Genomic DNA, 11,647 nt, shown 5'->3' on the forward strand with positions numbered 1-11,647 from the left:
CGACCACCATGCGGCCATCAACATCAAGCACAGGGCGGTGGGGCATCCCGTTCTTTTCGCGTCAGCGGGACGGAGTCCTTGAAGCCCGCACTCTCTCGCTTTGGCGGCGCGGAGCGCTTTGCGTCAGCATGAGTGTGGGAGTATGTCACGCTGAAGAAATCTGCAGGGATCCAGTTGGGGACATGTCGAATCCTGCTGCTGTCCAGGACTTGTCTGCCAGCCTGAAGATCGGCCAGGTGGCTCTAGCAGCCGGCTTGCCTGTACGCACGGTGCGCTACTACGAATCGATAGGCCTGCTGAAGCCAACGGTGGAACGGGCGGAGTCCAGCTATCGATTGTTCGACCCTTCGGTTTTGGTTCGCCTGGCTTTTATCCGCCGCTGCCAGAGCCTGGGCCTGAGCTTAGAAGAAATCCGCCAAATCCTGGATGTCCACGACCGAGGGGAGCAGCCTTGCCCAGAAATTCGCCAGCACCTGCAAGACAAGCTGCAGGAGATTGAACAGCGAATTGCCGATCTGCAAGCGCTGAAAAGCCAAATTCAAGGTCTCCTCTCCGATTGGCAAATCACCCCTGCGGCTGCTGATGAAAAAGAGGTGATCTGCCCGATTTTGCAAAAACCAGAGGCCAGGGGCGGCAAGGGCAACAGCCGTTACTCCACCGTTACCGACTTGGCCAAGTTGCGCGGCTGATCCACATCGGCTCCGCGGCGCAAAGCCATGGCATAGGCGAACAACTGCAGGGGGATCACGTTCAGAACTGCCGACAACAGGGGTGTCGTGCTGGGCACCTCGATGATGTGGTCGGCTTTCTCCCGCACCTGGGTGTCTTCGGGGTTGATGAGGGCGATCACCCGTCCCCCCCGCGCCCGCACCTGTTCGATGTTGGAGAGCATTTTTTCGTAGACGGGATCCCGGGTGGCAATGCACACCACCGGCACCCGCTCGTCGATGAGGGCAATAGGGCCATGCTTCATCTCCCCTGCCGGGTAGCCTTCGGCGTGGATATAGCTCACCTCTTTCATCTTCAAAGCTCCTTCCAGGGCAATCGGGGCGTTAACCCAGCGGCCCAGATAGAGCATGTTGGCAACATGATGGTACTGCTCCGCCAGTTGGTCGTAGAGGGCGGCGTCCTTCAGCATCAGGCTGATCTTGCCCGGCAGCTCAATCAAGGCTTGCAGGTGGGCTTGGATCTGGGCCGGGCTGAGGATCCCTTTGGCCTGGGCCAGTTGCAAGGCCAGCAAGTACCCTGCCACCAACATGCCGGTAAACACTTTGGTGGAAGCCACGGCAATCTCCGGCCCGGCATGGATGTAGAGGACTCCAGCATCCGCCAGGCGGCTGGCCTGGGATCCGATGGCGTTGACAATCGCCAGGGTCGGGATCCCTTGGGTGCGGGCCTCGCTCATGGCTGCCAGCGTATCGACGGTTTCTCCCGACTGGGTTAAGGCCAGCAACAGGTGGTTGGGGCGCAACACCGGCTGGCGGTAGCGAAACTCAGAGGCATAGTCCACCTCTACAGGGGTACGGGCCAAGCTCTCGATGAAGTACTTGAGCACCCAGCAGGCGTGCCAGGCAGTACCACAGGCTACAGCGTGGATGTGCTCGATGTGGGCCAGTTGCCCCTCAGAAAGCGCTAGCCCCTCCAGCGTCACCCGGCCCTGTTCCAGATCCACCCGCCCCCGCAGCGTATCGGTGGTGGTGCGGGGCTGCTCAAAGATCTCCTTCTGCATGAAGTGCTTGTAGCCTCCCTTGGCGGCTGAGACGGGATCCCAGGCCACGGTGATGCTGGATTTGCGCAGCTCCTCGCCGGTAATGCGCAAGTAGCGCACTTGAGACTCCGTGAGAACCGCCATTTCCCCATCTTCTAAGAACACCACCTTGCGGGTATGGCGGACAATGGCAGGCAGATCGGAGGCGACGAAGTTTTCCCCTTCTCCCTCTCCCACCACCACGGCTCCGGCATTGCCCAAACGGGCTGCGATCAGCCGATCCGGCGCCTCCCGATCCAGAGCCACTACGGCGTTTCCTCCCCGCAGTTGCCCCATGACCTGGCCAAAGGCCGCCTCAAAGGAGCCCAGCTCTTCTGTATAGAGGCCGAGCAGTTGGGCGATCACTTCCGTATCGGTTTGGGAGCGGAATGGGATCCCCCGCTCCAAGAGGCGCTCCTTCAGCTCCAGGTAGTTTTCCACAATGCCGTTTTGGATCACCACAATGCGCCCGCGCTCGTCGCAGTGGGGGTGAGCATTTTCTTCGGTCACGCCGCCGTGGGTGGCCCAGCGGGTATGTCCGATCCCTACCTTGGCCGTGGGCATGTTGGCCGTCAGCTTCACCAGCAGGTTGTGCAGCTTGCCGGTAGCGCGGACAACTCTCAATCCTTCTTCGGGATCCACTGTGGCAATGCCGGCAGAATCATAGCCCCGATACTCCAAGGTGCGCAGGCCCTCCAACAGGATGGGGGCAGCCCACTGAAAACCCACGTAGCCGACAATGCCACACATTCCTCACACCTCAACCTCAGTCGCATCAGCGTTGCGTAGCCATAGGGGGTGCCGTAGGCACAGCACCTTATCCGCAAAGCCTACCCCAGCTTCGGGATCCCTTCAACGGCTTTGGCCGCCGTTGTTACCTCAGCGGGTCATCTCAGGGATCCCAGACTCCCGCTAGAGAGAGGGGAAAGGCAGCCAACTTATGGGGAAGTCTGCGGCTGCCATCCTTGGGATCCAGAGACAATCCCCTGGGCAAAAGAGACGGGCGCAAAACGAAAGTGATACCCTTCGGCCACCGCGGGCTGGATCCCATCTTCTCCGGGCACACTGGAGACCAAGTTGCTCAGCCCCAATACCAACTCTCGAATGCCGCGGCGAAACTGGGGATCCCCGGTCAGCTCGTCGATGTCGGCGGTAATTTTTTGCATATTCTGAAAGGTGATGCGGGCGGAATCGAGGGTTTGGCGCAGCGTGGCCAGGGTGCCCGGATCGTTGAGGCTGGCGGCAATCTGCTGCAGATCTTCGGTAGCTTGGGCCACGTTCTCCGCAGCCGCTCGCACCTCGGCCAGGATCTGGCGCACATCGGCCTGGAGTTGTGGATCGGTAACTAGCGGGCGCACTGCGCTGGACATGGCCTGGAGATCGGCGCTCACCTGCTGGATGTTCTCCAGGGCGGCGTTAAGGGAAGTGCGGTTTTGATCCACCAGGGCGGTGAATTGATCGGCAGCCGCTTGCAAACTGCGGGCAGTTCCCCCCACAGCTCCAGCCGCGTCTTGGATGGCCGTGGCAGCGGTCGTGAATTGCAACAAGTCCAGATCTTCGGTGCGCAGGGCAGCTACTCGCTCTTCCACGGTTTCTGAGAGATCGGCCACGCTATTGGCGACGCGGGTGAGCCCTTCTAGGGTGGCGTTAAGGGTGTCGAAGAGCTCATCGTCGTTGATCCGTGTGAGCAACTGATCCAGCCGGATCAATAACTGGCCAAAATCCACTCCAGGTTTGCCCTCCACCACATCCCCATCGCAGATGATTTGACTGCTGTCGCAATCCGCTGCCAGAGGGGATCCCGTTGCCGCCTGACCCCTCCCCTGGGGCAGGATGTCCATCACCGTTTCCCCCACCAACCCCGTCTGTTTGGTTACAAACAGGGCGTTGCGGGGAATAGCCAAAGGCTGGTCAATGGCCACCTGCACCTCCACTTGATTGGGTTGAGGCGTGATACGCTCCACCCGACCTACGGTTACCCCCCGCAGCCGCACGCTGGATCCCTCGGCCAGCCCGGCCACGTTGGTATAGGTGACGGTAAATTGAAAGCCGCGACTGCCAAAGCGCAGGTTGTAGATCCACAAAAACAGGCCGGCAAAGCCCAGCGCCCCCGCCAGGATCAACAGGCCCACTGCCCCTTCTCGCACTGCTCGCGAACGCATCACACCTGCCCCGCCACTTGAATTGGCCCTTCTACGCTACCGCTGAAAAACTGCCGCACAAAGGGGTTATCGCACGTTTCAATCTGCTGCACGGATCCCTCCCACTGCACCCGCCCCTGAGCCAACAGGACAATGCGGTCGGTGGCGCGGTAAATGGTGCTGTGCTGGTGGGTCACCACAATGTAGCTCTCACAGGCTTTTTTCACCTGCTGCAGCTCCCGGATGAGATCTTCAATTACCGTGGAGGCAATGGGATCCAAGCCCGCTGTGGGCTCGTCGTACAGCAGCAATTGGGGCTCATCCTGGGGCAGAGAAGGATCCTCCATAATGGCGCGGGCGAAGCTGGCCCGTTTGCGCATCCCCCCCGAGAGTTCTTCTGGCAGGTTGTGCTCTTTGCCCGCCAGCCCCACCGCCTCCAGCTTGGCGGCCACCAATTCCTGAATACGGGAGCGGGGCAACTGCGAGTGCTCGTAGAGCAAAAACCCCACGTTTTCTTCCACCGTCAGGGAGTCGAAGAGGGCGGCCTGCTGAAACACCATCCCTACTCGCAAAGGGGGAGTTGCATGATGGGCTTGAATCTCCGAGAGCGGGATCCCGCACCAGAGCACTTCTCCAGCGTCTGGCTCCGTTAGGCCGGCGATGATGCGCAGCAGCGTCGATTTCCCGGTGCCCGAAGGCCCCACCAGGCCCAGGGCCTCACCCCGGTACACCTTCAGATCCACGTGGTCAAGCACCACCGTCGAGCCGAAGCGCTTGGAAACTTGGCGCAGCTCCACCAAGGGGGCAGTGCTCTGCACTGCTGGCATGCTCAGAACCTCCGCCCTCGCCAAAGGCTGGAGCCTATTTTCCGCGGCCTGCTGCTCCTTTGGGCTGTCTATGCTGCTTCTGAAGCACTTGACCAATGATTTCAAGCAAAACTGGGGGCTCAGGATGCTTCCCTCCTTGAGTCGGCTTCACTGCTAGTTTAGGAGTCGGCAGGGGCCAAGGCAATGAAGCAGCCCACAGCCCTATCAAGGCAGATCAGGGATCCCTGGCGATAAGCCCAAGCCGTACCTCTCTTCCCCATCCTCCTTGCTCTGCAGCTCAGGGGCGAGGTCTTCCTCGAGGGCAGCCGCCCACCCAGAGGGGATGATCTCTACTTTTTTATCTGTTTTATCTGTAGGCGCTGCCCTTCTCTCTTCTCTCTGCTCTCCGTCGGCCAGCTCCGGCTGCTTATCCTGTTCTGAATGGAGTTTCACGCGCCGCGAGAAGCCCCAGACAAATAAGGGGATCACGGCCACCACCATCCCCCACTCTGGGATCTCGATTTGGGGGAAAAACACCTCCAACAACATGGTGCTCCCCACCAAGGCGATGATGGCAAAAGCGGCGTCTTCCAGGTGAGAGAACTCGTCCAACCAACGCAAAAACAGAGAAGCCATGTAGCGCATCAGGGTAATGCCGAGAATGCCGCCGAGGATGATTACCCAAGCCTTGCGGGAGACGCCCACCGAAGCGGCGATGCTGTCGAAAGAAAAAACCAGATCCGTCAGTTCCACCATCACCAGGGTCTGCCAAAAATTGGCGTGGCGGGTGATGTCCTGTTCTTGGCCTTCTTCCTCGCCCCGAAAGTGCTGCCAGGCTAGCCAGAGCAGATAACAGGCCCCCAAGAATTGGGCGGGCGGATACTCCACCAACCAAACCGCTGCAAAGACAATGGCAATGCGAAAGCTGTAAGCGCCGATGATGCCCCAGCGCAAGGCCCGATTCTGCTGCTGGGGGGTGGGCAGATGCTTCACCAGAGCCGCCAGGGCAACGGCGTTGTCCGCAGAGAGGGCGGCCTCCAAAAACACCAAAGCCGCCACCAAGAAAATATCTGTCCAGGTGAAGGACTGAGTCATCCCTTGCGCCAGGATCAAGGTTGCCCCCATCGCATCTGTTGCATTTTTGACAAGTGTTGCATCAATTAGCATATTCGCGCGTTTTGTCCGCCCCAGTCAGTCCAACACAGCAGTTAACCAGCGTAGGAACCCTCCCCATCTTCGGATAAAGGTACCCCAGAAAAAGGCATGAACCCAGTTAGGTGACCAGAGGCAACACCCTCAAACTCCCGAAGGATGGGAAAGAGAAAGCCCAAGCCTAAACTATGGCCTGAGTATAGCCTGTTTGGCTCAGGATCCATTTACAGTTCTTAACCTTCTGAAATCTGGCCATCCTCTGTTGGATCTCCAGTGGGGCCGGATGAGCTCAGTCGAGCCGCCAGCCGTTGTCCACAGCGCAGGATCTGGCCTGCCAGAATCGCCGCCCCGAAACCGTTATCGATGTTCAGCACTCCCACCCCCGCCGCGCAGGAGTTGAGCATCGTGAGCAGGGCAGCCAAGCCCTGGAAGCTGGCCCCGTAGCCAATGCTGGTGGGCACAGCGATCACCGGACAATCCGCCAGACCCGCCACCACGCTGGCCAAGGCCCCCTCCATGCCCGCCACCACGATCAGCACGTCCGCTTGCAGGGCCGCCCAGTTGTGCAGCAGCCGATGGATCCCGGCCACCCCCACATCCCAGAGGCGCTTCACCTGAAACCCAGAAAGCTCCAGCGTGAGGGCGGCTTCTTCTGCCACCGGTAAATCGGCAGTTCCGGCGGAGATCACGCTGACCTGCCCAGGATGGCTGACCACCTGCCGGGACGGGATCCAACACAAGCGGGCCAACTCGGAATACTGGGCCTGGGGCAAGCGGCTGCGGATCTCGGCATACACCTGGGCTTCGATGCGGGTGGCCAAGGCCAGGGATCCCCGCTGGTGGAGTTGCTCCAGGATTTGGGCGATCTGATCTGGGGTCTTGCCCGGCCCCCACACGGCTTCGGGAAAGCCCGTGCGCAAGGGACGGTGGTGATCCACATGGGCGAAATCTCCCACCGGCTCGAAGGGCAGAAAGCGATAGGCCTGCAGAGCTTGCTCTGGGGTGAGCTTCCCTTGGGCCACCGCCCGAAACAGATCCTGCAGCGCTGTCGTGGAAGGGGGGTTCATGGAAGGTGAGTTCAATCTGCAACACTCGGCTTGGATCTTGCCTGGATTTATTGGGCCAAAGACCCGCGCGGGAAAAACAACACCGGATGCCAACTTTGCCGCAAAATCTCGCCGGTGAGGCTGCGAACCGACCACTCCCAAAAGCTGCCCACATGGGGGGAGGCAGTGGCAATGGCCGTCATGTCTTCATCGGCAGCAGTAGCCAGGATCTCTTTGAGAGGGGATCCCACCCGCACCAGGGTGCGCAGCTCTACGGGCTTCACCTGCTCGCTCAGGGGTTCAAGCACCTGGGCCAGGTCAGCCTCGGCTTTGCGTTGGAGCACCTCCACCGGAGTTCCTTGGTTGCGGCGGGCGCTGGGATCCACCACGTAGAGCAGGGTAAGCGTCTGGCACTGGGAAGTACCGGGCAGCAGGTGGCCGAGATGGTTCAGCAACTGCTGACGCGGCTGCTCAAAGTCAAAGGGCACCAAGAGGCAGCGAAACAGGTGGCGGCTGCGCAAGCGCAATTCTTCCAGGGTAAAGGTAGCCAGCAGCTGTGGGCGCATCACCAGTAGGGGGATTTTCAGCTTCGGCAACAGCGTCATGGTGGTGCTGCCGAACAATTTTTCGGCGAGCAGGTTGTGGGTACCCATGCCTGTGATTAACAGATCGCAGCCGTAGGCTTGGATCCCTTTTAGGATCGCCTCTGCCGGCTTGCCCGCCTGCACCAGAGCCTCGACTTCCAACCCTGCTGGGATCGGGTTCAGCAGCTTCTGCAACTGGGTCTGCTCTGCCTGGACTTCGGGGGTAATGTCGTCGGGAATGCCGATGTCGTCCTCTTGCCAATCTACGCTGCGGACGAAGGTGACGCGCTCGATGCCATTGCTGTGCAGATCTTCTAGACACTTGCCAAAACGCTGCAGGCCATCTCGGCGGTCGGTGGCAATTAACACGTTTTTAAACATATCGTTTTGAGCATTAGGAGAGAGGGTAGCCGGCTCAAGAGCAACGCTTTGGCCCGCAGCGATCCTAAGCTAACACCTTGCGGGGTTGTTCCCAAGGCAGCAGCTCCGGATCCCTCTTCGGCATCGGTTGCTCAGCGGTTGGGATCCGCCAGGTTGCGAAACTGGGTGTACTGGCTTTCGAACAGCAGGCGCACGGTACCGGTGGGGCCGTTGCGATGTTTGGCGATAATGACTTCGGCAATGCCGCGATCGCTGGTGTTGGGATCGTAGTACTCCGGGCGATAGATCATCATCACCAGATCGGCATCCTGCTCGATGCTGTTGTGAACCAGCAGACCGTTGGCCACGAAGTTGTGGTGGCGGGGCATTTCGACGTCGTAAACCGGCTGAGGCTCCCCCGGCTCGCTGATGAACACCACCGGATCCCAGATCAGCCCCTCCTGCACCACCACCGCCACCTCTTCCTCCAATTGCAGCTCGTCGAGGGTTTTCCAGCCGTCTGGGGTCAAGAAGGGATGGTTGCCGGTGGCGCGAATGGAAAAGTTGAGGCGGGTCTTCAGAAGACAAGTGGGCTGGTGACCGCTGCGAAACACCTTCACCGGCTGCTGGGGCACCAGGCGTCCGCGTCCGTTCAAGCTGAGCAGGCGGGGCAGTTCCGCCGCAGCCGGTAGGGCCGCCAGTTGATCCAACCGCCAGATCTTGCCGCGATCCGCATCCATCACCTGCGTATCCCCGGCCAGACAGCCCGATTCCCGCAGGTCTGCCAGTTGCGGGCGCTTATCGGAGCGAGACTCAACAGCTCGACTGAGCTGAGACAGCACCAGCACCGGCACCATCAGCTCCTTGGCCATGGCCTTGAGGCCACGAGTAATGCGCGACAGCTCCTGCACCCGGTTGTCGGCGGCGGATCCCTGCATCAGTTGTAGGTAATCGATCAACACCATCCCCAACGTTCCCCCCTGTTCCGCCTGCAAACGCCGCGCTTTGGAGCGAATTTCGGTAACGGTACAGTCGGGGGTATCGTCGATGAACAGGGGCAGTTGCGACAAAAAACCAATGGCTTGGCCCAGGCGCTGCCACTCGTGTTCGCTAATGCGCCCAGAGCGCAGACGGCTGCTGTCGATGCGGGCTTCGCTGGCCAAAAGCCGCTGCACCAGTTGCTCCCTCGACATTTCCAGGCTAAAGATAGCGACCGGCTGCTTGGCATAGGCAGCCACATTTTGGGCAATGTTGAGGGCAAGACTGGTTTTCCCCATCGAGGGACGACCGGCCAGGATCAACAAGTCGGATCGCTGCAAGCCCTGAGTCAGGTTATCCAGGTCGATGAATTTGGTCGGGATCCCCGGAAGCTGTGCCCCGCTTTGGAACTTCTCTTCCAAGTCCGAGAAGATATTGACCAAAACCTCAGAGGCCGGGATAAGACTGCGCTGCACTCGCTCTTGGGTGAGGCCAAACACCTGCTGCTCGGCTTGATCCATCACCTGAGACAGGGGCTGGCTGGTATCGTAGGCCAAACGAGCCAAGGTATTGCTCACCTGGATCAACTGGCGGCGCATGTATTTATCCATCACCAGGCGAGCATACTGGTCGATGTTGACGCTGCTGACGGTTTGCTCCAGCAGACGACGGATCGCCCCCGTTCCTCCCACCCGCTCCAGAAGATGATGATCCGCCAACCAGGCAGACACAGTCATCAGGTCAGTGGGTTGGCCTTGGCTGTGCAGTTGGAGAGCAGCCCGGTAAATCTCTTGGTGGGCAGAGATATAGAACATCTCTGGACGCAGAAACTCCGCGACCCGCACCAACGCATCCGGATCGAGGAGAATGCCCCCCAGGATCTCCTCCTCAGCTTCTATGTTTTGAGGAGGAAGCCGATCCCCACCCGTTAAGTCGTAATCGCTGATCACCACAAGCCAGGATAGGAAAATCAACCCAGCCCTAGGGCAACCGGCCTCTCAGCCAGTCAGCTCCAATCGTCAGGCGGGTCAAGCTCTAGGCTGAGCATACCCGCTTGTTGCCTAAGGCAAAAACCCTACTCACCCCGGGATCCCTCACAGGAATTCAGGGAGCCTCGAAGGTGAGTCCTCATTCGGGAGTAACCTGAATGCGCAGCGTAGCGGTAACTTCGGGGTGTAACTTTACCTGCACGGGATAAACCCCGGTTTTTTTGATTTCCTCGTTGAGGAGAATGTTGCGGCGGTCGATATCTAGACCGCTGGTAGCCAGCACCACCTCGGCAATATCGCTGGTGGTCACCTGCCCAAATAGGAGGTCGTGTTCTCCCACTTTCTTACGGATGACGAAGCGACCAATGGTCTCCAGAGCGGTCTTGTAGTTTTCCGCCCGTTGTTTTTCTGCCAGTTTACGAGCCGCTTCCTGCTCCAGACGCATCTGCTGCTCTTTCAATATGCCAGGGGTAACCCGCACCGCCATCTGCCGCGGGAAGAGGTAGTTGCGAGCATAGCCGGGCTTGACGTTGACAATCTCTCCGGGCTTGCCCAGCCCTGGGATCGCCTGGCGCAGCACAACCTGCATGTTACGTTTCGACATCGGGAAGACACTTCTTTTCTCGACAGCCCTCCATTCTAGAGGCTCAGCAGGTTCATCGTCAGCCCAGAGTGCCATAGCCACCAGCCCGTCGGCATAGGGGATCCCTTCTCGGAGCTCATTGCCGATGAAGCTCTCTTGCCGCTCGCAACCCCGGTAGGAAGACAAGAAGCCACCTTGTTTCTAAACCAAAAATGCGGAAGGTTATTTGTTTCAGGAAATACTTAGCAGAGGGTATAGAGTGGCTGACACCAAAGGGGATCCCTTGAGGGGTTTGCAACATTTGGCGGATATCCCCAGAGATAACCTGGGCTTAGCCTCGTTTTAACCAAAAACAACTGGCCTTTACGTTATAGTAGCTGCGCGGACTGGCGAAGTCTTCAATGGAGCGTTCCCGAGGGAACCCTGCGTGCTCAAAGGGATCCCTGGGATGTTGCGATCGGTTGAAGGCTTGTTGAGGATCGCAGGGTTAGCTTGAGGGTTGCCTCCAAGCTTCCAGGCGGTAGTGGCATACCCAGCCCGACGAGTTTTGATTGGGTTGGGTAAGGTTCTCGAGTGAAGTAGCCTTTTTTAGATCTGGGCTAGGATTTTATCTTCATCTGGGAGAGGAGATCTGTATGGTGACGTTGCACCCCTTGGAGCGTCGTTCTTTCCTGAAGTTTCTATCTGCCACTGTTGCCGGCTTTGCGGCCAGTCAGACGAATTGGCAGCGGGTGTTTGCTCAGCAGACCATCACCATCAATGGCGCTGGGGCGACCTTCCCGGCCCCCATCTATCAAACTTGGGCCCAAGAGTTTGGCAAGAAAAACCCTAACATCCAGGTCAACTATCAGTCTGTAGGAAGCGGTGCGGGTCGTCGGCAGTTTGTAGCCCGCACGGTCGATTTCGGTGCCAGTGACAGCGTGCCCCGTCCTGAAGAGATCAACCAAATTGAGAATGAGGCTAACCCTCCCAAAGGGATGGTTTCTGTACCCATGGTGGGCGGAGCGTTAGTTGCAGCGTACAACATTCCTGGGGTGGGCCCCGAAATCCGCCTTTCCCGCCTGGCACTGGCGAATATCTTCCTGGGCAAGATCAAGAACTGGAACGATCCCCTGCTGGCTGGCCTTAACCCAGGGGTGACTTTCCCGAATTTGCCGATTACCGTCGTGCATCGCTCTGATGGAAGTGGTACCACCGATATCTTCACCACTCACCTCAACGCTATTAGCCCAGAGTGGAAGCAAAAGGTGGGTCGCGGCTC

General features: G+C 59.1%; 10 protein-coding genes. 2 read left to right on the plus strand and 8 right to left on the minus strand.

What is annotated here, in order from left to right; translation table 11 throughout:
- Window positions 1-182: 182 nt before the first annotated feature.
- Window positions 183-689, plus strand: a complete 507-nt coding sequence (locus NW837_RS05850; RefSeq protein ID WP_414329804.1) for a heavy metal-responsive transcriptional regulator — start codon at window positions 183-185, stop codon at window positions 687-689.
- Here NW837_RS05850 and glmS read toward each other — a convergent pair.
- The 8 genes from glmS to rplI form a co-directional block, all read right to left on the minus strand.
- Window positions 650-2,497, minus strand: a complete 1,848-nt coding sequence (glmS, locus tag NW837_RS05855) for a glutamine--fructose-6-phosphate transaminase (isomerizing) (protein WP_414329806.1) — start codon at window positions 2,495-2,497, stop codon at window positions 650-652. The genes NW837_RS05850 and glmS overlap by 40 nt on opposite strands.
- A gap of 188 nt (window positions 2,498-2,685) precedes the next feature.
- Window positions 2,686-3,909 carry an MlaD family protein gene (locus NW837_RS05860; protein ID WP_414329808.1) on the minus strand — a complete coding sequence of 408 codons (1,224 nt, stop codon included), beginning with the start codon at window positions 3,907-3,909 and terminating at the stop codon, window positions 2,686-2,688.
- Window positions 3,909-4,715 (minus strand): ABC transporter ATP-binding protein, encoded by an 807-nt coding sequence (locus NW837_RS05865; RefSeq protein ID WP_414329809.1) that lies wholly within the window; start codon window positions 4,713-4,715, stop codon window positions 3,909-3,911. The genes NW837_RS05860 and NW837_RS05865 overlap by 1 nt, the downstream gene beginning before the upstream one ends.
- A 204-nt stretch (window positions 4,716-4,919) precedes the next feature.
- Window positions 4,920-5,819 (minus strand): TerC family protein, encoded by a 900-nt coding sequence (locus NW837_RS05870; RefSeq protein ID WP_414329811.1) that lies wholly within the window; start codon window positions 5,817-5,819, stop codon window positions 4,920-4,922.
- A gap of 260 nt (window positions 5,820-6,079) precedes the next feature.
- Complete coding sequence (larB, locus tag NW837_RS05875; protein ID WP_414329812.1) at window positions 6,080-6,913, minus strand: nickel pincer cofactor biosynthesis protein LarB; 834 nt, start codon at window positions 6,911-6,913, stop codon at window positions 6,080-6,082.
- A 47-nt stretch (window positions 6,914-6,960) separates the two neighbouring features.
- Window positions 6,961-7,857, minus strand: a complete 897-nt coding sequence (locus NW837_RS05880) for a universal stress protein (protein ID WP_414329814.1) — start codon at window positions 7,855-7,857, stop codon at window positions 6,961-6,963.
- 131 nt (window positions 7,858-7,988) lie between these two features.
- Entirely contained in the window at window positions 7,989-9,764 is a 1,776-nt protein-coding gene (gene dnaB / locus NW837_RS05885) for a replicative DNA helicase (protein WP_414329818.1), read from the minus strand.
- 178 nt (window positions 9,765-9,942) lie between these two features.
- Window positions 9,943-10,407 (minus strand): 50S ribosomal protein L9, encoded by a 465-nt coding sequence (gene rplI, locus NW837_RS05890; protein ID WP_414329820.1) that lies wholly within the window; start codon window positions 10,405-10,407, stop codon window positions 9,943-9,945.
- A 614-nt stretch (window positions 10,408-11,021) separates the two neighbouring features.
- Between rplI and NW837_RS05895 the strand changes: the two genes are divergently transcribed.
- Window positions 11,022-11,647: phosphate ABC transporter substrate-binding protein PstS (locus NW837_RS05895; protein WP_414329816.1), on the plus strand; the 626-nt coding region annotated here is incomplete at its 3' end.

Origin of the sequence: Synechococcus sp. R6-10 (assembly GCF_047461815.1) — a bacterium.
Lineage (GTDB): Bacteria > Cyanobacteriota > Cyanobacteriia > Thermostichales > Thermostichaceae > Thermostichus.

Excerpts from the sequence above, each read along its gene's own strand:
- NW837_RS05860 (WP_414329808.1), bottom strand. The coding sequence starts at position 3,909 with ATGCGTTCGCGAGCAGTGCGAGAAGGGGCAGTGGGCCTGTTGATCCTG.
- NW837_RS05870 (WP_414329811.1), bottom strand. The coding sequence starts at position 5,819 with ATGGGGGCAACCTTGATCCTGGCGCAAGGGATGACTCAGTCCTTCACC.
- rplI (WP_414329820.1), bottom strand. The coding sequence starts at position 10,407 with ATGTCGAAACGTAACATGCAGGTTGTGCTGCGCCAGGCGATCCCAGGG.
- larB (WP_414329812.1), bottom strand. The coding sequence starts at position 6,913 with ATGAACCCCCCTTCCACGACAGCGCTGCAGGATCTGTTTCGGGCGGTG.
- NW837_RS05865 (WP_414329809.1), bottom strand. The coding sequence starts at position 4,715 with ATGCCAGCAGTGCAGAGCACTGCCCCCTTGGTGGAGCTGCGCCAAGTT.
- glmS (WP_414329806.1), bottom strand. The coding sequence starts at position 2,497 with ATGTGTGGCATTGTCGGCTACGTGGGTTTTCAGTGGGCTGCCCCCATC.
- NW837_RS05880 (WP_414329814.1), bottom strand. The coding sequence starts at position 7,857 with ATGTTTAAAAACGTGTTAATTGCCACCGACCGCCGAGATGGCCTGCAG.
- NW837_RS05850 (WP_414329804.1), top strand. The coding sequence starts at position 183 with ATGTCGAATCCTGCTGCTGTCCAGGACTTGTCTGCCAGCCTGAAGATC.